This is a genomic window from Vibrio sp. 1069, assembly GCF_033340555.1.
On the sequence record NZ_JAWOWP010000002.1, the window covers coordinates 431,360 to 453,028 of the forward strand.

Consider the following 21,669-nt stretch of genomic DNA (forward strand, 5'->3'; position numbering starts at 1 on the left):
TCAAAGGTAACAAGAGCGCATAACGGCCGCCGTTGTGTTTCTAAAACAATTACAAGAGAGTTCATCATGTTAAAATTCCTCGAACAGGTGCGGAAGCCGACCCTCGATCTTCCTGTCGAAGTTAGAAGAAAGATGTGGTTTAAACCGTTCATCCAATCTTACTTGGTCGTATTTATCGGCTACCTAACCATGTACTTGATTCGTAAGAACTTCAATGTCGCGCAAAACGACATGATCTCAACTTACGGTTTGAGCATGACAGACCTAGGTCTTATTGGCCTTGGCTTCTCCATCACATACGGCATCGGTAAAACCGTTGTGTCTTACTACGCTGACGGTAAGAACACCAAGCAATTCCTCCCTTTTATGCTGATCCTTTCTGGTCTTGCAATGCTTGGTTTCAGCTTCAGCATGGGCGGCGGTAGTGCAAGCCTGTTCTTGATGGTGGCTTTCTACGCTCTGAGTGGTTTCTTCCAAAGTACTGGTGGCCCTTCTAGTTACTCAACCATTACAAAATGGACACCTCGTAACAAACGCGGCTCTTACCTAGGCTTGTGGAACATGTCACACAACGTTGGTGGTGCGGGCGCAGCGGGTGTTGCTCTTTTCGGTGCCAACTACCTATTCGACGGACACGTAATCGGCATGTTCGTGTTCCCTTCTATCATCGCGATCATCGTTGGTTTTATCGGTATGCGCTTTGGTAGCGACTCACCAGAAGCTTACGGTCTAGGTAAAGTAGAAGAACTTTTCGATGAAGCAGTGAGTGAAGAAGACACCGCCGCTGAAGAAAACCAGATGACCAAAAAAGAAATCTTTGTTGAATACGTTCTTAAAAACAAAGTTATCTGGCTACTTTGCTTTGCCAACATCTTCCTTTACATCGTGCGTATTGGTATCGACCAATGGTCAACGGTATACGCGTACCAAGAGCTTGGTCTGTCAAAAGAAACGGCAATCTCTGGCTTTACTCTGTTCGAAGTCGGTGCGCTTGTGGGTACTTTGATGTGGGGTTACTTATCTGACCTAGCAAACGGTCGCCGCGCATTGGTTGCTTGTGTGTCTCTTGGTTTGATCATCGTATCGCTTGAGTTCTACCAACACGCAACAAATGAATTCATGTACTTGTCATCTCTATTCGTACTTGGTTTCTTGGTGTTTGGTCCGCAACTTCTTATCGGTGTTGCCGCGGTTGGTTTTGTTCCTAAAAAAGCAATCAGTGTGGCTGACGGTGTGAAAGGTACATTCGCTTACCTAATCGGTGACAGCTTCGCGAAACTTGGTCTCGGTATGATTGCAGACGGTACACCAATCTTCGGTTTAACAGGCTGGAAAGGTACCTTCGCAGCCCTAGATACCTCCGCCATGATTTGTATTGTTTTGCTTGCTTTCGTCGCTATCGCGGAAGAGAAGAAGATTCGACACGCGAAGAAGCTTCAACTTGCACAAAACCAAGCCTAACTTCTCTGCGCGCTTTACTTCGGTAAAGCGCGCAAGATCATTAAAAAGCATGGCTCAATTCAGTATCATTAAAGATTTTTCTATTAGCTCCTGTTGGAGCTTATTGTTGTTAGTCGTCTGCTCTATTTGGTTGTAATAATGATTCATGTTGCTCTAGTTGATGATCACGTCATCGTGCGTTCAGGTTTCGCACAATTATTAAATTTAGAAAGTGATATTACCGTTGTTGGTGAATTCGGCTCTGTCGCCGAAGCGCGAAAAGGGTTGCCTGCGGTACACCCACACGTCGTCATCCTAGATATTTCCATGCCAGATGAAAGCGGCTTAAACTTTCTCAGCGAAATACCAACTGGCATTGCCTGCGTGATGCTTAGCGTGCATGACTCCCCTGCGATGGTGGAAAAATCACTAAAGCTAGGTGCAAAAGGCTATCTTAGTAAACGCTGTAGCCCAGACGAACTTATTCAAGCTGTGAGAACCAGTGCTTCTGGCGGCTGTTACCTCACATCAGATATTGCACTTAAACTTGCAACGCCTAGCGACAACACCACCTCTCTATGCCAACTGACAAAACGTGAAAACGAGGTATGTCAGCTACTTGCCACTGGGTTGGATGTAAAGTCTGTCGCGGCAGAGCTTGGCTTGAGCCACAAGACTGTGCATGTTCATCGTGCGAATGCCATCGACAAACTCGGCGTGAAAAACAACGTTGAGCTCGCCAAACTATTTTCTCAAGAGTCCTTTTAATGCGAGCTTATGCTGTTACCACCATTTGCGGACTTTTTGTTATGGCTTGCGCCTGGTTCTGCTTATGGGTGATTGCCTATTACTTTGTCAATGATCCCGAGCTGGCGATCTTATTGTTTCCTTTCGCTTTACGATTAGGTGTCGCCCTACACACTCGCACCGCTTATTGGCCAACGATTTATCTTTCAGAGTGGGGGCTTTCCATCGCACTTGCGATCTTACTGGGTCAACCGCAGTGGCTTACCGTGCTGATTGCGAGCATTGCCAGTATCCCGGTCACTCTGATTGCGAAAAAATACTACTACGGTGACCAAAACCGCCACTTAGCCGTCATGGGCATTGTGATCATCATTACCGCCTTCATCAACGTAATGGCGGTCGGATTTCACGTGCCTTCTGTTTACATGGTATGGCTGGCTAGCATTTCTGGAGGCTTGCTCGTGGTGCCTATGTGCTACCTGTTGTGGAGCTATTTGTTCCAAAGTCGTTGGTCTCCGCTTAGCTCTCTCCTACTTAGTAATGCCGTTGTATTTCAGGTGCGTCATATCGTGCTTTATGCGCTGCTTTTGATCGGCAGTATTTTGGTGCAAACCAGTTTACCTGAAGAGCTAAAACGATTTGCGCCATTTTGTATGGCTATCCCAATCATCGTGTTGGCACTTCGTTACGGCTGGCAAGGAGCCCTGCTCGCCACCATGCTCAACAGCATTGCTCTGATTGCGGCTCGCAGCGGCGTATCAAATCTAGAAATCACCGATTTGTTATTATCTCTCTCGGCGCAAACCATCACCGGCATTATGCTCGGCTTAGGGGTTCAGAAACAAAAAGACCTCAATCACAAACTGCGCGGCGAACTTGCACGCAATCAGAATTTGTCTCGCCAGCTTATCAAAGCGGAAGAATCGGTAAGACGCGATATTGCGCGCGAGCTACATGACGAAATCGGCCAGAACATCACGGCAATCCGCACACAAGCCAACATCATTAAGCGGGTAAATAACACAGAAACACGCGTGGGTTGCGCCGACATGATCGAAGGGCTTTCCCTCAACGTGTACGACACCACTAAGCGACTGTTAAGCAAGCTAAGACCAAAAATGCTGGATGATTTGGACTTGAAAGAATCCGTCGAGCAACTGACGCGAGAGATGGAATTTGCCAATCACGGAACGACTGTTCAACTGAACTGGCAAGGCGATTACACCAACTTGAGTGACACGCTCAAAGTCACCCTATTCCGTTTATGCCAAGAGTCATTGAATAACGCAGCCAAGTACGCAGAAGCGCAGTTGATCAATATTGAACTGACAATTGGAGAAACGGCGATGTCATTGATGATTCACGATGATGGTGTCGGTTTCAAAGTTCAGGAGAGTATGAAAGGCATGGGCGTTCGCGGCATGCAAGAGCGTGTGCACGCGTTAGGTGGAAAAATGGTTATCTACTCCACCAGCGATCAAGTGACTGGCACACAAATCAGCATTACTTTACCTAAGGTGTAACTCAAGATGTTTGGATTTTTACGTTCACCTAAATTTACTCAACCGAGTCTAAGCAACGAGCAAATCGACCAGCGTTACCGCCATTGGCGTTTGCACATTATGTTGGGGATGTACATCGGCTACGCAGGTTTCTACTTTACCCGTAAGACCTTTAACTACGCCGCACCAGCGATGATTACCGATCTTGGCTTAGATAAAGGCGATTTGGGTCTTATCGGTACGCTTTTCTACATCACCTACGGCTGCTCGAAGTTTATTTCTGGCACGATTTCGGATCGCTCTAATCCTCGTTATTTCATGGGATTAGGATTGATTGCGACAGGTCTGGTCAACATCGCGTTCGGCTTTTCTAGCTCACTCGCGGCTTTCATTACTCTGTGGATCTTAAACGCGTGGTTCCAAGGCTGGGGCTGGCCTTCATGCTCCAAGCTGTTAACGACTTGGTATTCACGTTCCGAGCGTGGCTTCTTATGGGCGATTTGGAACACCGCACACAACGTTGGTGGCGCGCTGATCCCTATTTTGGTGGGCTATTTAACGTTGCACTACAGCTGGCGTGAAGGTTTTATTCTACCCGGCATCATCGGTGTATTACTCGGTCTATTCGTTTGTTGGCGATTGCGCGACAAACCCACAACAATGGGTTTACCAAGTGTCGGCCAATGGCGCAACGACGCGCTAGAACTTGCGCAAGAAAATTACGGACGTGGCCTCACCTACCGCGAAATTCTGAAATCGTACGTATTTAACAACAAATACATCTGGCTGCTCGCGTTCAGTTATGTGTTGGTTTACATCGTTCGTACCGCAATCAATGACTGGGGAAACCTGTACTTGACCGAGCAGCATCACTATAGCCTGATTAACGCCAACGCTGCTCTGTCTATGTTTGAAATCGGCGGTTTTGTTGGTTCATTGGTTGCGGGTTGGGGCTCAGACAAACTCTTTGGCGGTAACCGTGGGCCAATGAACTTGCTGTTCGCGATTGGGATTTTCTTATCTGTCTCTGCGCTTTGGCTGATGCCTCTGACCAACTTTGCATTCCAAGCGGCGGGATTGTTCTCCATCGGCTTCTTTGTTTTTGGACCACAAATGCTGATCGGTATGGCGGCGGCGGAGTGCTCTCACAAAGATTCTGCCGGCGCGGCAACAGGATTCGTGGGCTTGTTCGCCTACATGGGCGCAGCATTGTCTGGTTATCCACTGGCGTTAATTCTTGAAGAATATCATTGGACGGGTTTCTTCATCACCATTTCAGTTTGTGCAGCCGTCATTGGCCTTTTGTTGCTGCCATTTTTGCAAGCGCAGCCATCACGAAAACCACTCGAACCAAAGCCTCGGTTGTAAATCGACTTATCGCCCTTAGGGCAAATTGGCGAGTGACCTAACCGCGCTCGCCCTCCTTATTTAACGTATCTCTGCTCAATTTTTCTTCCGATTCAGTTCGGAGGGTTAACTATGGGAAAAATTCATGAATTTGAACACTATTTCATCGCATAGCTTCTTTCAAATGAACAACAAAATCCAAAACTACGCCTGGGGAAGCACCTCTTCTATTCACGATTTGTTTGGCTTTTCTAACGAAACGAATGAGCCTCAAGCAGAAGTATGGATGGGTACTCACCCAAACGGCTGCTCTGAAGTTCAGGTTGAGCAAAACACGCTGCCTTTGTCTGAACTGATCAAACAAAACCAACCCGCTTACTTATCAGCAGAAACCGCAGCGAAATTTGGCGACCTGCCCTTTCTGTTTAAGATCTTAGCGGCCGAACATGCACTGTCGATTCAAGTTCACCCAAGCAAACAAGATGCCGAAATAGGCTTCGAAAAAGAACAAAGTGCCGGGATCCCACTAAACGCAAGCCATCGTAACTACAAGGATCCAAACCATAAACCTGAGTTGGTGTACGCGCTGACAAGTTACCAAGCCATGAACGGTTTTCGTTCGTATGACGAGATTATTGAGGCATTTGGCCTTTGCGATATCAATGAGCTACGCACACCGCTAGATGCATTCAAACGCGAAATCAACTCACAAGGTTTACGCGATTTCTTTGTGCACATTCTGACCATGGAAGGCGAAACAAAAGAGCGTGCACTGAAACAGCTTCTTGCCCAAGCTTCAGACCAATCAGAGCAAGGTACTAACAACGACGTTTTCCAGCTCATCTTGGATCTATCCACTCAATACCCTGGCGATGTCGGCTTGTTTGCGCCATTACTGTTGAATGTCATCACGCTGCAACCTGGCGAAGCCATGTTCCTGAGCGCAAGAACGCCACACGCTTACATTAAAGGTACGGGATTAGAGATCATGGCGAACTCAGATAACGTTTTGCGTGCAGGACTCACGCAGAAACATATGGATGTTGAAGAACTGGTTAAATGCACAGACTTTGTGCCTAAGCCGTTTCACAGCCTTGTCCTAAAACCCAATGCCAATGGTTGCCAGAGCCTTTACCCCGTTCCAGTGGCAGACTTTAGTTTCAGCATTCTTAACCAACCGAACAATGAAGTGGTTGATGCCAATAGCGCAGAGATTTTGATGGCGATTGATGCCGACCTGACACTCATCAGTGATAACGGTGAGACGTTAACTGCCTCGAAAGGACAATCTGTATTTGTTCCTGCTTACGTTGGTCATTACCGTATTCAAAGTGCGGGACGTGTGGCTCGCGCCTTCAACTAGTTTTTGAATAACTGATTCAAACTAACGTCTGACCCAAGGGACTGGGTTAGACAATTTATTCCTTTCATAGATTGAACCATTCCGCTTTTAAGGCACTCATGCTTACACCTTGTCGAATCCAAACACCTACAGGCCAGTTTCTCTAAGAGGCATAACCTCCCGGATCTGCCATTTACTGCAACATTCATTGTCAAAACCCATTTATGTCCGGTAAATTCGTCGCTCCAATATCAAATCACTTGGATAATAAAGGCGCTTGCACAGTGGTATTTGTTGCAAAACGTATAATCAACGTTGTAATCAAAGCCTCAATCACTACAATCTCTGGTTCGATTTTTCAGTTAACGTTTGTATGCCGAAGTTAAACCAAGATAACCCTGTTCAAAGCTCCGCCCTTTCCGATATCGAAACCAGCAGTAAGATTCAATCGGCATTAGAACCGAAGTTTCACAAGCCAGAGAAACGTCTCTGCTTAAGCCCTGGCCTGTCGGATAAGCATTTGGCGCGCCGTTGGCAAGTATTGGAACACGTGACCAATAAAGATCATCTCCTTGATCCTTTCACGCAGTCACATTGCGATGCTTACTCCAACAACATCGAGCACTTCATTGGTACTGTTAATGTGCCGGTCGGCATTGCAGGCCCTTTGCGCGTCAACGGCTTGTATGCGAACGATGACTTTTTGGTTCCGCTCGCAACGACAGAAGCCGCGTTAGTCGCTTCCTACAACCGTGGCGCAAATCTTATCACCGCCGCTGGTGGCGCGAGCGCATTGTTACTAAGTGAAGGGGTGAGCCGAACACCAGTATTCGCCTTTAATCACCTTGCTGACGCCGGCCAGTTCGTCAGTTGGGTTGTGACCCAGTTTGACGTATTTCGTCAAATTGCGGAATCCACCACCTCACATGGCAAACTCAAAGACATCAATGTAAATATCGAAGGAAACCATGTTTATTTGGTCTTTGAATACGTGACTGGTGACGCTTCCGGACAAAACATGGTGACCATCGCAACAAACGAAGTGTTCCATCATATTTTGGCGACCAGCCCAATCAAACCAACTCAAGCATTCTTGGATGGCAACTTATCAGGCGACAAAAAACCAAACGCACACACACTGCGCTCGGTACGCGGTAAGAAAGTATCCGCCGAAGTGACCATTCCTGCTGAGTTGGTGGAAAAATATCTGCATACGACGCCGGAGTCTATGGTTCAATTTGGCAAAATGACCACGGTGGGTGGTTTACTCAGCGGGACAATTGGCGTCAACGCGCATTACGCAAATGCCCTTGCCGCGCTTTACATTGCTTGTGGTCAAGATGCCGCTTGCGTTGCAGAGTCTGCCATTGGTATCACTCGTATGGATGTGGACGCTCAAGGCAACTTGTACGCGTGCGTGACCTTGCCAAACATCATGGTGGGAACGGTTGGCGGTGGTACTGGCCTTCCAACGCAAAAAGCATGTTTGGATATTTTGGGTTTGCACGGCAACGGCAATGCGAAAGCGTTAGCCGAAGTCGCAGCTTCGCTTTGTCTGGCTGGCGAACTCTCGATTGTGGGCGCATTTTGTGCCGATCACTTTTCTCGTGCTCACCATAAGCTTGCCCGAAAATAACCTTTGTTGCTTTGTACAAGAGAACATCCGTGTGGTTTTCTCTTGTGCAAACCAATGGACTTTATTTATTGGCTCAATAATTTCTTGAAACTAACTTAAGCCTTAACAAACATACCAATCTCTTGTTAACCGTACTTTAGCTGTCCCCCTTCTATATCCATTGCGATATCTCTGCTTGTTACTCTTCATTGGCCATATTTAATATCAGTATCTTAGAAAAAATAGCATCAAAAACTTCTAGCACTATAGTACCAAATTCATCGTTTGAGTTTTTTGTTCACCACTTATAGCTACTATACTCGCCTATGCAGCTGCTTGATTTTCATAAATTTACTAAACAGCTCAAAAGAGCTTAATAACTCCCGTTAAATGGACTTAAATCGTTACTTCGGGTAAGCGAGTTAACTATGAGACGTCAGAAGCTAAATAAAATCTCTGCTTGGGTACTAGGATTGGCTATCTTATTGCTGAGCCATGTGTCTAATTTATCAGCACAAATACAGCAATCCCCATCCGATCAAACCGTTGCGCGTTTTCTCTATCAAACCTCTTTTGGACCAACACCTGCGTTAATTAATGAGGTTAGGGAAAACGGGTTAGAGGATTGGATACAGAAACAAATCAACCTGCCAGCAACCTACCATCAACCACTTTATCAAACGCCTTTTTCTAAAGGCCTACAGTCAAACCGAGAAAATGCTTGGTATCAAATTGTTGTTACTGCTGAAGATCAGCTTAGGCAGCGAACGGCTTATGCATTGAGTCAGATCGTAGTCGTTTCTCGTTATGGCGGCGTTCTTTCCAGCAAACCTACAGGGTTAGTGAATTACTACGATCTGTTGGTTGAGCATGCGTTTGGCAACTACCGAGACCTGTTGTATGACGTTTCCATCCATCCAGTCATGGGGAGCTATTTGTCTATGCTCGGTAGTGCAAAAGAAAATAGTGCGACAGGAACGCTTCCCGATGAGAACTTTGCTCGAGAGTTAATGCAGTTATTCACTATCGGTTTGTATGAACTCAATTTAGATGGCAGTAAAAAGCTAAACCACGCAACAGGCAAACCTATCCCCACGTACAATCAAACTGATATTCAAGAGCTCGCGCGAGCATTAACTGGATGGAAAAATTCCGACATCGCATTCGTGAAACCGATGCGAGTTATCAGTCAAAGACACGACACCGGCGAGAAGCGATTTCTAGGGAACGTGATCCCACCGGGTCTAACCGCACAAGAAGAGCTTTCAAAAGTGATTGATATGTTGATGTCTCACCCAAATGTTGCTCCATTTGTTTCAAAGTTACTTATCCAACGTTTGGTCAGTTCAAATCCAAGCCCAGAGTACGTCGCGCGTGTTGCTACGATATTTAACAACAATGGGGAAGGAGAAAAAGGCGATCTAACCGCCGTTGTTCGAGCCATATTGCTCGACCCTGAAGCATTAGGGATGACGGATACCCCGCCTATAAAAGTGAAAGAACCGATACTGGTCCTGACTAATTTTCATCGAGCATCAGGTTTTACGGTTAAAGGATCACGTTACGAAGACGCAACAACGATGATGAACATCGCTAATCAAGGGCCGCTTCGTTCTCCTTCCGTGTTTAATTTTTACTCTCCAGACTATCAGCCGTCTAACGAGTTTACGGAGTCTGGTATTAACTCTCCAGAGTATGAACTTCTCAATTGGTCTGTTTATACCGATTTGGTCAACTATATGTTAACCAGCACTCGTAGAGGAGGTGGTGATTCCTACCACTTCGATCTTAACGAGTTTTATCTTCTTCTGGACAATCACCGTGCCTTAGTCGAATTGGTTAACGAGCGTTTCTTTGCTGGAACGGCTTCTGCTGAATTGAAAGAGCTCATGCTCACCGCCCTGAATGATTATCGTGGGGACTATGTGCCAACAACAAAACTTGCTCTAGTGATATTTACCGCCATTTCTGGCGACGAATTCTATATTCAGGATTAGGAGTGAATTATGGATATTTCACGACGACATTTTATACAAAGCACGCTATCAATGGGCGCACTAGCCTCTCTTAGTCTGCCAGGTTACTCTCTCGCAGCGCCATCCAATGACTTTCGAGCATTAATATGTGTGTATTTAGCTGGCGGAAACGATGCGTTCAACACCGTACTGCCATTATCGGAGGCGCACTATCATCAATATTCCAAAGTCAGAGGGCCACTCTCTGTCGCCAAAGAAGACATACTCCCTATCAATTTGAGTGCTGTCGATAGCTCAAATCACCCAGTGAAGCTCGGCTTACACCCAAAGTTAAATGCGTTAACTTCCGTTTTCGAACAAGGCGATGCCAGCATCGTGCTCAATAGTGGCATTCTCAACCATCCCGTCACCAAACAAGCTATTGAGCAAGGTGAAGCATCACTACCCGAGCAACTGTTTTCTCATAATTCTCAAACAGACGCTTGGTTACTTGGTGGAATGAGCGAGTCTAAAAATCTTGGTTGGGCTGGCAGAATGTTGGATGTATTAAACTCTGAATCAGAAATAACACCGCTATACAGTGTGCATGGCAACTCGCTTTGGTTACGGGCAATGGAACACCGCCAAACCGTCCTGAAAAAAGATCGTGCAGTTCAGCTTACCGCGATTGATAACCCGCTATACAAGGGGATCTATGATCGCCTTCTCTCTCATCAAACTGACAATCCATTTAATGGTCATTTTAATTTGATGGTTGATGAGTCGATGGTAATGAGCAGTGTACTGAGCGAGCAACTCAACCACATTGCTGACGAGCCGCTGTTTACGTCATCGACGCTCGGCAAGCAGATGCAAACCGTGTACAAATTGATAGCAAGCCAAGATGTCCTGAAGCAGCAACGACAAGTCTTTTTCGTTAAACACTCTGGGTATGACCTGCACGATTCGCAATTGGCACGTCATCCAGTGCTACTTGAGGATCTCGCGACAAACCTTTTAGCAATGTATCGTGCGGTCGAACGGTTAGGGCTAAACAAGCAAGTCACCTCTTTCACTATGTCTGACTTCGGTCGACGGATGATGAGCAACGGAAATGGTACCGATCATGGCTGGGGTGGCCATCAACTATTAATTGGAGGCGCGGTAAATGGGAAACAACCTATCGGTACATGGCCGGAACTAATACTGGGCGGAAACGATGATTACTCTCAAGGCCGACTCATACCCAAAATTGCCGCTGATCAAGTTGGTTCAACACTAGCGCAGTGGATGGGCGTGAGTGATAACGCTGCACTGGAATATGTGTTCCCGAACATCCGTAAGTTTACTCATTCAAACCTAGGTTTTATGGCTTAAGATATTTTACAGGTTAGCTGTAGAACGCATCATCAAATAAGGGAGCCTCGCGCTCCCTTACTCATCTTATGTTTGCAGAGTGTCCGTTACACCTCGTCGCGACGGCGTTCGTTACACAGCTTAATGGCACGCTCAAGTAATTCTAACGCGGATTGCTCACATTCAGGCAGAACCGCATCACTTTCAGAAACTGGCGTTACGCGGTCACCCCATTTCAATACTGCCGCCCCCCATGTCAAACCTGCACCAAACGCAGCAAGAAGCATGTTATCACCAGGGTTAACTCGACCTTGCTCTACCGCTTCACACAATGCAATTGGCACCGTCGCAGCTGAAGTATTGCCATAGTTTTGAATGTTAACAAACGCTTTGTCGTGTGGAATTCCAGACAGGTCACACAAGGTTTGAATAATACGAATATTCGCTTGATGCGGAATCACAACATCGATTTGTTCCGTCGTTAACTGTGATGCTTTCAGTACGGTTTTCGCAGCTAGCCCCATGCCTTTTACTGCACGTTTGAAAATTTCTTGTCCTACAAAGTTGAAATCCCAGTAACCGTTGTCTTCCGCAAAGCGATCCATACAAGTACCAAACTTTGGTACGGACAGAATATCTCGGCCTTTTGCGTCACAACCGATTTGAGACTGTAGTAAACCCGTTTCTTTTTCCGTTCTTGATAACACAACGGCGCCCGCACCATCACCAAATAGAACAGCGGTATCTCGCATTGCCCAATCGATGTAGAAAGACAATCTTTCCGCACCAATAATGATCGCGTTACGATAGTTACCTGATTGAATCAAACGTGTGCCCGTTTCTAGGCCATAGACAAATCCCGTACATGCGGCATTTAAGTCAAAGGCAGCGGCTGCACGAATACCTAGGTTCTGCTGTACCTTAGACGCGATATTTGGAATCAATGAATCTGGTGAACAAGTCGCCACAATGATTAAATCCACGTCTGTTGCATCGACGCCTGCTCGAGCTAATGCATGTTTAGCAGCAACGGTCGCCATGTCTGACGTGTTTACATGACTAATACGGCGGTTTTCGATACCAGTGCGGGTACGAATCCACTCATCGGAAGTATCGAGGAAAGTGCTAAGATCATCGTTAGAGAGCACGGCTGGCGGAACACATTTCCCCCAACCTGTAATTTCAGCGTAGTAATTTGTCATCGCAGACCTATTTATTGTTGTATTTTAATAAAATTTCTTAGAACCTTAGGCTCAAATACAAACCTGCGCTGCGTTATTTCGGCAGGTTAAAAAATAAGTATACAAATAATGAGGCTGACTGGTAAGTCATGTTTTCATCAATACGTAATAAAGGAAGAAGTCATGCCATCGTTTAAAACTCGCTGCCCTTCGTGCGGCGGTCTAAATCGTGTCCCTAATGAGCGCGTTGCCGAATCTGCAACTTGCGGTAAATGTAAAAGTGCACTTTTAGACGGCTCGCCTATCGAAGGTACACAAGATAACTTTTCTGCTCTATTACAAAGTGATATGCCTGTTGTAGTAGATTTTTGGGCCCCATGGTGCAACCCGTGCGTTGGTTTTGCTCCTGTTTTCTCTGATGTTGCTCATGAGCAAGCCGGAACGGCTCGTTTTGTTAAGATTGATACCGAAGCTCAACAACAACTTGCGGCGCAATTTGGTATTCGCAGCATTCCTACCATTATGGTTTTCAAAAATGGTCAACGTGTTGATATGATCAATGGTGCGTTACCTAAAACTCAATTTGATCAATGGTTAAATCAAGCACTTACTAAATAATCTTCCACGCCAACCTTGTTTGTAGGTTGGCGTTTTTATGCAACTTATCAACCTATCTAGTTAACAAATATTATTTATCGAAACGACTTAAATTTATCATTTTACTTGCCTAACTATTAGCCTCATATTCGCGCCGAATAACCCTTAGATTTCATTTAACTTATAGGCGCAAAACAGTGGAAAACACAGTCGTTCCTGCAGCATCACCACGAGTTACAGTTCCAGTCGTCGCACTGTCTCTTTATGCGGTGGCTTCGGGCTATTTAATGAGCTTGATCCCTCTCATGCTCGGTGAATACAACATCTCAGCAGATTACGCGAGTTGGTTGGCGAGTGTGTTTTATGGCGGCTTATTAACCGGTGCTATTTTTATTGAACGTATCGTACGTCAAGTTGGTCACCGTAACGCGTTTATTGGTTGCTTGGCCGTATTTTCGCTAACTATCGTCACACTACCCGTGTTTGCTAACGGATTGATGTGGCTTGCCGCTCGCTTTATTGCGGGTATCGCGGTTGCTGGTGTTTTTGTCATTGTTGAATCTTGGCTAATGTCTGGAGACGAAGCATCGCGTGCGAGACGTTTGAGCTTGTACATGCTATCGCTTTATGGTGGTTCAGCATTAGGCCAGTTTGGTATTGGCGTGCTTGGCGTAAGTGGCGGCGTTCCGTTTATTGCGATCACGACGTTGATCTTAATGGCGATGCTGGTGCTAATGTTCATTGAGTGTGAGCAGCCAAACAGCCATGAATCAACCGCTTTATCATTTAAGCAAATTGCCAAACTAAACCATGCAGCAATTATTGGTTGTGTTGTTTCAGGTTTGACCTTAGGCGCGATCTACGGATTAATGCCAGTTGAGTTAACTAACCGTAAAATTAGCCATCAAGACATTGGTACATTGATGGCGCTAGTGATTCTAGGTGGCATGCTAGTTCAACCAATGGTGACCGCGTTAAACAAATACATGAGCCGCACAGTGCTAATGGCGTTTTTCTGTATTTTGGGTATTTTTTCGATCGGTATGACGTTTATTTCCTCGTCAGCCGTGGTATTGGCTGCTGCATTATTCTTTTTAGGTGCAGCTACTTTTGCCTTGTACCCGATTGCAATCAACTTAGGTTGCGAAGGACTTGATGAACGCTTTATTGTCTCTGCGACACAAGTCATGCTGTTTAGCTACAGCATCGGCTCTGTTGCTGGTCCTGTTGTCGCTGATAAATTTATGGGCCAAGAACACGGCTTGCTAGGCTACTTGTTTGCCGCTTTGGTTGCGACTGGCGTATACATGCTACTTGCTGCGAGCAAAACCAAGCAGCGTATGGCCGCTGGCCTCTAACCACGCCGCTTCTACTCAACGAAAACGAGGGCATGTCGCCCTCGTTTTTTTATTCTTCGCATTTTTGTTTAGATAAACGCTTGTGACGGTTTGACGCGTTCGCTGCAGGCTTTTCCGGTACCATTCGCTTTTCATGAAGCAAATGACGAACCGCCAAGATGGGATGTTTCAGTAACATTCTGGGGCCAGAGTAACGCATGACCAAACGCATTTGTTCTTTCGGCTCTGGTTTGTAGCAGTGAATCGGACATTTATTACACGTCGGTTTATTCTCTCCATAAGGACAGCGGTCGAGGCGCACTTCTGCGTATTCAAGCAGCTCATGACATTCTGAGCATAAGTCACGTTTTGTTCCATGATGGTCATGACAGTAAACCTCTACCATGGCTTTTACTGTCTTAAATTCAGTGGCGAGTTTGCCAAGTAAAATATCGCTCATGCGCTATCCAAAAATCACAACATCATTGTGTAAAGTTCTAACGTGCGGCCATTATCATATTGCTGCTCAACTCGTTCAAACTCAAAGCCCAGTTTTTTGAGCAAACTTATACTACGAATATTGTCATTGTTGGTGATGGCAACCAAATTATCGAGTTTCATTTCCTCTCTAGCGTATTCCAGCACTGCGGTTGCAGACTCCGTTCCGTAGCCGAAGCCATAAGCGGAAGGTAAAAATCCATATCCGAGATCATAGTGTTGTAATGTGTCACGTTTAACCAACCCACAAATCCCGATGGGTTGTCCATCTTCTTTCTTCTCTACAACGAGTAAACTCACGCCTCTAATTTTTTGCATGCGTAGCATGTTTTCTTTTATGTAACGCGCCGCTTCATATTCGGTACGAATTTGTTTGTCTCCGACAAAACGGTAGAAGTCTGGGTGGTTATAAAGTTCTAGTATAAATGGTGCATCATTTACACTCACAAGACGCAGTATCAAACGTTCGGTGTACAGTGTTTTCATTTGGGCTCCATTAAAACGCGATAGATGATTGGACATAGGAACGTACTTGAATTTTGCGACCGATACCGGCGCTTATTTAGTTGTAACTTGATAAAAAAGTAACTATCCTGCCTCGCTAAATTAAAGGACCACCACCATGAACCGCAAGAAGAAAATCAATCAGATCTTGAAAGCGAAGCAGAAGAAGCATAACGCTAAGCTACATAAGAGCAATAAGCCGCGTTATATCTCCAAAGCTGAACGCGCGAAAATGGAAGCTGAAGAACAAAACCAAGCTTCAGAACACACGGAAAACGTTGTAGACACAGCGCAGACAGATCAAGCCTAAAAGAAAAGCCGCTTCAAGCGGCTTTTTTGATATTTGGAGCGAGTTAGCTTTAGTATTCAACACTGTAGTTCAGTGTGAATGTGCGACCTCTTCCTTTGTAGTCGTACGCTGCTGCATCGTAGTGTGCTGCATAAAGAATCTGCGCACGTTGTCCCCAAGCGGTTGTGTAGTCTTCGTCAAATAGGTTTTGAATACCAAAACCTAACTGCCCGATAGGTAGTGTTACGTTACCAAGAAGATCAAACGTAGTGTATCCATCTAGTTTGTTGTTTGCGTCATCTTCGTAATCAAACATCGTCTGGCTTTGTAGACGTAGTGAATAGCCATCCTGATAGTAAGCCGCCCACGCGTTCGCTTTTGATGTACTTGCTTTACCCGCACTTAGATCTTCCCACTTACCGTTGGTTTTCAGCTCAGAAACCACATAGTGACCTGATGCACCTAACAAAATATCACGGTTTACCCAGTAGTTAATGTTTGCTTCGGCACCGTATACACGTTGCTCGTCATCAACATTGGTGATTAGGAGCGTCTTCTTGTCATACTTGATTGAGTTATCCGACACCGAGTAGTAACCCGCCGCTTGCAGTGCGACAGTATCCGTATCTAATCGGTAACCAATTTCATAGCTGTCCGTTTTGATGCCCGACATTTTTGAGTCAGATACGTTAATGCTATTGTTCAACGCGTAGTGACCATTTGCATCCGCGGCATCGTAGCTACCTTGGCCGTAGTACTTTGCAGGATCAGCGAGTTCGAAACCTTGAGAGAAGTTCGCCCAAAGCTGAGATTCATCGTTAAGCTGATAAATGGTGCCCAAATTAAATAAGCTCACAGAGTAGTCAGTGCTGCCACCTGGTACCGCATCCGCTGATACACCATTACCCGATGCGATCTTCTTTTGTATACTATAGGCAACAAAATCATCAATCTTATTGTCCATGTATTGGTAGCGGTAGCCTGCTTGTACTGACCAATCTTGATTGATTTGGTAATCCCCTTGGACAAACATTGCGTAAGACGCCACATCAACATCTGGGTAACGCCCCACTTCGGCATAGGTTCGATTAATTAAGTTCCCAGAGCTGTTCGCAATGGTTGAATCGAACAGAGCCTGGTTACTTTCAAAACGGTCTAAGTACGCATCGACACCATAAACAAGTTTGAATGACTCCCAGCTTTTAGCTAATGCTAAGCGCCCAGCAAAAACTTCTGTTTTTTGTTGAGAGGCACTTTGGTAATAAGGAGTAAAGGTTTGGTCTTCACTACGGTAAGATAACTCGCCTATCAGTTGATGACCGAATACGCTGTCGTGAGCGTAGTTCGCACTTAAGAGAACTCGCTCTGTACCATGTTCACGGTCGGAATCGAACCCCTCTCGTACATCAACAAATTTATTGTTAACAATGTACAAACCGTATGGCGAATCTTGCTGGCTGTCATAGTATTGTGCGACAAGGTTTAACTTGCTGGCATCGGAGATTTGAATCTCGGTCGATCCCATAACATCGAGCGTTGAATTATACTGCAAAGAGCCCTGTGAAATGTCTGGGGTGACAATGTCGCCATTTGCGTCAAATGCACCTTGTGTCTCGGTGTACACAACCGAACCTCTAGCGGTAATTCGCTCATTACCACCCGAGATAGACTGAGCGAGTTTGTAATCAAAGTCATCGCTGCTATTAAAACCTGTAGTGCCACTCACGTAGGATTCAAACGACAAGTCATCCGAGTACGCTTTCTTGGTGATAATGTTAATAACACCACCAGTAGCGCCTGCCCCATAAATGGAGGTTGCACCAGATAGTACTTCAATTCGCTCGATGTTGAATGGGTCTATTGCGTCTAACTGACGACTAATCGGGCGAGAAGACTGTAACGAGACACCATCAATCATTACCAACATTGCTCTACCGCGAAGGTTCTGACCATAGTTAGTTCGACCACCGGTGCCGACGTCTAAAGAAGGGATGGTCGCAGAAAGAATATCACCCAGTGTCTTGCCCGCACGATATTGCTGAGCAATCTCTTCTTGGCCAACAAACCAAACCGTTCCTGGAATATCGGAGATCGATTTCGGCATCACACTGCCTACAACAACCAATTGCTCATCGCTCGGAGTCGATGTTTGTTGAAGATTTTCTGCTGCTATTGAGCTAACTGCGTATCCACTGCTCATCGCAAGTACGATGAGATTGAAAGAAAACGTCCTTTTCATCATTGTATTTATCTTTTTGTTGTCAACAAGAGCATGCAATGATACTTATTCTCACTCTCAAATCGAGCACTGTTACACAAGTTAAATAAATGTTAATTGAGAACCTTCTTGCTCATAAGCTGTCGATTTTCCTCTAAACGAGGACAATCTGCACAAAGCTTTCTGCCTTCACACTTATAGACTAAACAACAACTTTTTCTTACTAACTTTAGCGGCTGATCAGATTCCGTCTCATGAAGTGAGCGGCTATTATCAACATCCAAACCCATTGCGCTTAGCCACAAGACCGCATGCTCCTGAAGTATCGAGTTAGTCATTTGCGGAAAGCGCTGTTGGAGACGAATTAAACAAGCCATGATTCCGTCCGACATCAATTGATGGGTGAAGCCAGGACGAATGCGTGTCCATTGACTCATCTCTTGTTGATAGAAGTCGAACAGTTCTCGGATTTGACGCCCCGCCTCTTTTATCAACGCTTCTGGCTCGCCATGTATATGCGCTTCGTCGGCGAATCGGTACCCAGAAACAAAACAAGGTTTGAGGTGCTGCGCTATCTCGCGAATGTTTGGCAACGTGTGGTAACCGTAAATAGAGATGAATGCGACATAAACTGGCTGCCAACAAAGTAAATCCCACGTTCTTGTCAACCAATATGCTTTTCCCGCTTCCGGATGAGCCTCCGAGATTTGCTGGTAAAGGCCTTGGATGATCGGGTTGATATCATTCTCGATATGGATAGCTTCTTGCCCTATCTCGCCGATATCACCGTGTAGGTAAGGTGTAATCTCACTCGAAGTTTGAAACAGTTGCGGGAAAAATTGCTCAGACATGATGGCTTATTGTTGGTGTAGTCATTCTGACACCTTTATACCCAAGCACCAATCGCAATGCAAACTATTATCCTTTGCGTTTTCATAACAAAGAAGCAGTCTTAGGGTTAGTTATGAATGTATTTCCGAGTTCTGTGAAGCTGTAAGGTCTGGTTACGTATGCGATGAATAGCAACAAACTCTTAAACCTCTTCGCATTTAACGCTCACATGATCGCAAAAATACACAGCATAAAAACACCCTGATAAAACTGTGTTAACAGTTTCCCGGTGTAGCGTGAGTTATTGCCAATAATTGAATATTGCTGTTTCTTATCCAGCGGATTGTGAACAACATGAAGTATTTTCTTTCTGAATATCGAGACAATACAAAGAGGTAATTTGGCTATGTAGCCCTCTGCTTTGAATAAGGAAATCCACATGTTGTATCTTGAGTTTCTATTTTTGCTCGTGATGCTGTATATCGGCTCACGTTATGGTGGTATCGGCCTTGGGGTCGTATCCGGAATTGGCTTGGTGATTGAAGTATTCATCTTTAAGATGCCGCCAACCTCTCCTCCTGTCACCGTTATGTTGATCATTTTAGCGGTGGTAACATGTGCTTCCATTCTTGAAGCCGCTGGCGGTTTGAAATACATGCTGCAAGTTGCCGAGCGTGTGCTTCGTGAGAACCCAAAACGCGTCACCCTTATTGCTCCGTTCGTGACTTACTTTATGACCTTCCTACTTGGTACAGGTCACGCGGTTTACTCTATCATGCCAATCATTGGCGACGTTGCGCTTAAAAACGGCATTCGTCCAGAGCGTCCTATGGCTGCCGCTTCTGTCGCGTCTCAAATCGCAATCACAGCCTCGCCAATTTCAGCGGCCGTAGTTTACTACTTGGCGCAACTCTCTGATATTCAACACGAGATCACTCTGCTCTCAATTTTGCTCGTTACTGTACCTGCAACGCTATTCGGTACGTTGTTGATGTCACTTTACAGCCTAAAGCGTGGTAAAGAGCTAGACGACGATGAAGAATACCAAGAGCGTTTGAAAGATCCAGTGTGGAGAGAAAAAATCCTCAACACAACTGCAACGTCTCTTGATGAAGTACTACCAACAAGTGCTCGTAACTCTGTATTGCTGTTCATTGCATCGATCTTGGTTATCGTCATTATCGCGATGTGGCCAGACATTCGTACCATCGTAGATGGCTCGAAGCCAATCAGCATGGCAGTTGTGATTCAAATGATGATGCTCTGCTTCGGCGGTATCATTTTGCTTGCGACCAAAACTGACCCGCGTGACGTACCAAATGGGGTGGTATTTAAATCTGGTATGGTGGCGGCGATTGCTATCTTCGGTATTGCATGGATGTCAGATACCTACTTCCAGTACGCTATGCCTCAATTTAAATCTGGCATCGTAGAGATGGTAACTAACTATCCTTGGACATTCGCGCTTGCATTATTCATTGTGTCGGTTGTGGTGAACTCTCAAGCTGCAACGGCTCGCATGATGCTGCCTGTTGGTCTCGGCTTAGGTTTGGAACCTGCGCTGCTTATCGGCTTAATGCCAGCGGTATACGGCTACTTCTTTATTCCCAACTACCCTTCAGATATCGCGACTGTGAACTTCGATACCTCGGGCACAACTAAGATTGGTAAGTGGTACTTCAACCACTCATTCATGTCTGTGGGCTTAATCGGCGTGATTGGTGCGTGTTGCTTGGGTTACTTGCTAGGGCAAATGATCATTCCTTCGTAACTAGCCAAATCAACGATAAATTAGAGGCGAGTCATTGTACGTTTCGTACAGCCTGAGTGACTCGCCTTTCTTTATTGCACTATTCACTACAGCAAGAAATCGTCATCAATCGCGACAAAATTGTCGGCACAATCAATCAGAGTTTGGGATGTTAGCTTAGGTACACCATAAACGGTCACCGTTTTATTGAAGCACTGCTGAATTCTCTCTACTAGCAGACTAAAGTCTCCATCTCCCGAAACTAGAATCACTTCCTCAACTTCGGGAGCAATTTCAATTGCATCGAGAGTAATACCCACATCCCAATCGCCTTTCGAGCTGCCATCACGACGCTGGATGTAGGGTTTAAGCATCACCTCAAATCCAACACCACGAAGAATATGGTGGAACTGACGTTGTTTTGGATCGTTACTCGCGATGGCATAAGCACGAGCACTTACCACCTCTTTCCCTTGTGTGGCGACATACCAAAACTGGTTGTAATCAAAATTGCTTCGATACGCTTCGCGACAGGTGTAATACACATTCTGTACATCAACCAAAATGGCGATTTTTTGTTTGCTTTCCGAACTCATCTATTTCTACGCTCAATTTATTTGCTGCCTACCCTATGCCAGTTTTGGAAAAAGCACAATGAGCCAATTCCACTAAACTTAACGTATAAAAAGTTATTTGGGTTTCTAGGGGAACTGTCATGGGCGGAAAGTTACTAGTGATACTGCTTTCTTGTATCTTGTCATCGACAGCATTTGGTTATCCAGCGCACTCCAAATACTGGCCACATAGAAGTGTGCTCTACTTTGCGCCGGAAAATGATGAATACGTCAAACAATTCTTGCTAGAAACACTTATGAATGAGTGTGAGTTGGAAGACAGAGATGTCGTCACACTGGTCATTACAGAACAAGGTTATACTTTTCCTGCTTGGCTTAAAGAAGAGTTCGACCTAAAAATGCTAGCTCGTCTTTATGCGGTCGAAAAAGGTTCTCATACTGCTATTTTGCTTGGTAAAGATGGTCTAGAAAAGCACCGTTGGGGCGCAGAAACAGACTGGCCGTTTATCAACAACCTCATTGATCAAATGCCTATGCGTAAGCAAGAAATGCAGAGGCAACAAAGCCCCTGTAAAATATAGTCAC

At 45.4% G+C, this 21,669-nt stretch carries 19 protein-coding genes; 13 read left to right on the forward strand and 6 right to left on the reverse strand.

The genetic code is table 11. From position 1 onward, the window contains the following. Window positions 1–66: 66 nt before the first annotated feature. From uhpT to R7040_RS05040, 8 genes are all read left to right on the forward strand, one after another. Entirely contained in the window at window positions 67–1,461 is a 1,395-nt protein-coding gene (gene uhpT, locus R7040_RS05005; protein ID WP_005479317.1) for a hexose-6-phosphate:phosphate antiporter, read from the forward strand. Between the two features lie 138 nt (window positions 1,462–1,599). Next, window positions 1,600–2,208, forward strand: coding sequence for a transcriptional regulator UhpA (gene uhpA / locus R7040_RS05010; RefSeq protein ID WP_005376090.1), 609 nt, complete (start codon window positions 1,600–1,602; stop codon window positions 2,206–2,208). After that, window positions 2,208–3,710: a signal transduction histidine-protein kinase/phosphatase UhpB gene (gene uhpB / locus R7040_RS05015; RefSeq protein ID WP_064354809.1), complete on the forward strand. Its 1,503-nt coding sequence runs from the start codon at window positions 2,208–2,210 to the stop codon at window positions 3,708–3,710. Before uhpA ends, uhpB begins: the two co-directional genes overlap by 1 nt. 6 nt (window positions 3,711–3,716) lie before the next feature. After that, window positions 3,717–5,057: an MFS transporter gene (locus R7040_RS05020; RefSeq protein ID WP_005480243.1), complete on the forward strand. Its 1,341-nt coding sequence runs from the start codon at window positions 3,717–3,719 to the stop codon at window positions 5,055–5,057. Between the two features lie 124 nt (window positions 5,058–5,181). Further along, window positions 5,182–6,399, forward strand: coding sequence for a mannose-6-phosphate isomerase, class I (gene manA, locus R7040_RS05025; protein WP_005376084.1), 1,218 nt, complete (start codon window positions 5,182–5,184; stop codon window positions 6,397–6,399). A 352-nt stretch (window positions 6,400–6,751) separates the two neighbouring features. Further along, the gene (locus tag R7040_RS05030) at window positions 6,752–8,014 is read left to right on the forward strand and encodes a hydroxymethylglutaryl-CoA reductase (protein WP_005376082.1); all 1,263 of its coding nucleotides are present in this window, start codon (window positions 6,752–6,754) and stop codon (window positions 8,012–8,014) included. Window positions 8,015–8,421: 407 nt separating this feature from the next. Further along, window positions 8,422–9,990, forward strand: coding sequence for a DUF1800 domain-containing protein (locus R7040_RS05035; protein ID WP_318081108.1), 1,569 nt, complete (start codon window positions 8,422–8,424; stop codon window positions 9,988–9,990). Window positions 9,991–9,999: 9 nt separating this feature from the next. Further along, window positions 10,000–11,325 carry a DUF1501 domain-containing protein gene (locus tag R7040_RS05040; RefSeq protein ID WP_064354811.1) on the forward strand — a complete coding sequence of 442 codons (1,326 nt, stop codon included), beginning with the start codon at window positions 10,000–10,002 and terminating at the stop codon, window positions 11,323–11,325. An 86-nt stretch (window positions 11,326–11,411) separates the two neighbouring features. On the opposite strand, the gene R7040_RS05045 is transcribed toward R7040_RS05040, so the two are convergent. Next, window positions 11,412–12,506, reverse strand: a complete 1,095-nt coding sequence (locus R7040_RS05045; protein WP_053349917.1) for a ketoacyl-ACP synthase III — start codon at window positions 12,504–12,506, stop codon at window positions 11,412–11,414. 162 nt (window positions 12,507–12,668) lie between these two features. Between R7040_RS05045 and trxC the strand changes: the two genes are divergently transcribed. Both trxC and R7040_RS05055 read left to right on the forward strand, forming a co-directional pair. Next, a complete protein-coding gene (gene trxC, locus R7040_RS05050) occupies window positions 12,669–13,103 on the forward strand; it encodes a thioredoxin TrxC (protein WP_213967656.1) in 435 nt (144 codons plus the stop codon). A gap of 176 nt (window positions 13,104–13,279) precedes the next feature. Beyond that, a complete protein-coding gene (locus R7040_RS05055; protein WP_017634647.1) occupies window positions 13,280–14,440 on the forward strand; it encodes an MFS transporter in 1,161 nt (386 codons plus the stop codon). Between the two features lie 49 nt (window positions 14,441–14,489). On the opposite strand, the gene R7040_RS05060 is transcribed toward R7040_RS05055, so the two are convergent. Next, window positions 14,490–14,879 carry a nitrous oxide-stimulated promoter family protein gene (locus tag R7040_RS05060; RefSeq protein WP_025767744.1) on the reverse strand — a complete coding sequence of 130 codons (390 nt, stop codon included), beginning with the start codon at window positions 14,877–14,879 and terminating at the stop codon, window positions 14,490–14,492. Between the two features lie 14 nt (window positions 14,880–14,893). Then, on the reverse strand, window positions 14,894–15,403 hold the full coding sequence (locus R7040_RS05065; protein WP_047101056.1) for a GNAT family N-acetyltransferase: 510 nt from the start codon (window positions 15,401–15,403) through the stop codon (window positions 14,894–14,896). A gap of 136 nt (window positions 15,404–15,539) precedes the next feature. Between R7040_RS05065 and R7040_RS05070 the strand changes: the two genes are divergently transcribed. Further along, window positions 15,540–15,731 carry a DUF2986 domain-containing protein gene (locus R7040_RS05070; RefSeq protein WP_005376066.1) on the forward strand — a complete coding sequence of 64 codons (192 nt, stop codon included), beginning with the start codon at window positions 15,540–15,542 and terminating at the stop codon, window positions 15,729–15,731. Window positions 15,732–15,780: 49 nt separating this feature from the next. Here R7040_RS05070 and R7040_RS05075 read toward each other — a convergent pair whose 3' ends face one another. Together R7040_RS05075 and R7040_RS05080 are read right to left on the reverse strand one after the other, a co-directional pair. After that, window positions 15,781–17,952, reverse strand: a complete 2,172-nt coding sequence (locus tag R7040_RS05075; RefSeq protein WP_213967655.1) for a TonB-dependent receptor — start codon at window positions 17,950–17,952, stop codon at window positions 15,781–15,783. An 89-nt stretch (window positions 17,953–18,041) separates the two neighbouring features. After that, complete coding sequence (locus tag R7040_RS05080) at window positions 18,042–18,779, reverse strand: siderophore ferric iron reductase (RefSeq protein ID WP_213967654.1); 738 nt, start codon at window positions 18,777–18,779, stop codon at window positions 18,042–18,044. 419 nt (window positions 18,780–19,198) lie between these two features. Between R7040_RS05080 and R7040_RS05085 the strand changes: the two genes are divergently transcribed. Beyond that, window positions 19,199–20,530 (forward strand): anaerobic C4-dicarboxylate transporter, encoded by a 1,332-nt coding sequence (locus R7040_RS05085; protein ID WP_318081110.1) that lies wholly within the window; start codon window positions 19,199–19,201, stop codon window positions 20,528–20,530. An 86-nt stretch (window positions 20,531–20,616) separates the two neighbouring features. Here the strand turns inward: R7040_RS05085 and R7040_RS05090 are convergent, their stop codons facing one another. After that, window positions 20,617–21,105 (reverse strand): NYN domain-containing protein, encoded by a 489-nt coding sequence (locus R7040_RS05090; protein ID WP_086047381.1) that lies wholly within the window; start codon window positions 21,103–21,105, stop codon window positions 20,617–20,619. A 119-nt stretch (window positions 21,106–21,224) separates the two neighbouring features. On the opposite strand from R7040_RS05090, the gene R7040_RS05095 reads away from it, so the two are divergent. Then, on the forward strand, window positions 21,225–21,665 hold the full coding sequence (locus R7040_RS05095) for a DUF4174 domain-containing protein (RefSeq protein ID WP_017820187.1): 441 nt from the start codon (window positions 21,225–21,227) through the stop codon (window positions 21,663–21,665). Window positions 21,666–21,669: the final 4 nt, after the last annotated feature.

Coding starts and splice junctions, on each gene's coding strand:
- uhpT (WP_005479317.1), top strand. CDS start 67: ATGTTAAAATTCCTCGAACAGGTGCGGAAGCCGACCCTCGATCTTCCT.
- uhpA (WP_005376090.1), top strand. CDS start 1,600: ATGATTCATGTTGCTCTAGTTGATGATCACGTCATCGTGCGTTCAGGT.
- uhpB (WP_064354809.1), top strand. CDS start 2,208: ATGCGAGCTTATGCTGTTACCACCATTTGCGGACTTTTTGTTATGGCT.
- R7040_RS05020 (WP_005480243.1), top strand. CDS start 3,717: ATGTTTGGATTTTTACGTTCACCTAAATTTACTCAACCGAGTCTAAGC.
- manA (WP_005376084.1), top strand. CDS start 5,182: ATGAATTTGAACACTATTTCATCGCATAGCTTCTTTCAAATGAACAAC.
- R7040_RS05030 (WP_005376082.1), top strand. CDS start 6,752: ATGCCGAAGTTAAACCAAGATAACCCTGTTCAAAGCTCCGCCCTTTCC.
- R7040_RS05035 (WP_318081108.1), top strand. CDS start 8,422: ATGAGACGTCAGAAGCTAAATAAAATCTCTGCTTGGGTACTAGGATTG.
- R7040_RS05040 (WP_064354811.1), top strand. CDS start 10,000: ATGGATATTTCACGACGACATTTTATACAAAGCACGCTATCAATGGGC.
- R7040_RS05045 (WP_053349917.1), bottom strand. CDS start 12,506: ATGACAAATTACTACGCTGAAATTACAGGTTGGGGGAAATGTGTTCCG.
- trxC (WP_213967656.1), top strand. CDS start 12,669: ATGCCATCGTTTAAAACTCGCTGCCCTTCGTGCGGCGGTCTAAATCGT.
- R7040_RS05060 (WP_025767744.1), bottom strand. CDS start 14,879: ATGAGCGATATTTTACTTGGCAAACTCGCCACTGAATTTAAGACAGTA.
- R7040_RS05065 (WP_047101056.1), bottom strand. CDS start 15,403: ATGAAAACACTGTACACCGAACGTTTGATACTGCGTCTTGTGAGTGTA.
- R7040_RS05070 (WP_005376066.1), top strand. CDS start 15,540: ATGAACCGCAAGAAGAAAATCAATCAGATCTTGAAAGCGAAGCAGAAG.
- R7040_RS05075 (WP_213967655.1), bottom strand. CDS start 17,952: ATGATGAAAAGGACGTTTTCTTTCAATCTCATCGTACTTGCGATGAGC.
- R7040_RS05080 (WP_213967654.1), bottom strand. CDS start 18,779: ATGTCTGAGCAATTTTTCCCGCAACTGTTTCAAACTTCGAGTGAGATT.
- R7040_RS05085 (WP_318081110.1), top strand. CDS start 19,199: ATGTTGTATCTTGAGTTTCTATTTTTGCTCGTGATGCTGTATATCGGC.
- R7040_RS05090 (WP_086047381.1), bottom strand. CDS start 21,105: ATGAGTTCGGAAAGCAAACAAAAAATCGCCATTTTGGTTGATGTACAG.
- R7040_RS05095 (WP_017820187.1), top strand. CDS start 21,225: ATGGGCGGAAAGTTACTAGTGATACTGCTTTCTTGTATCTTGTCATCG.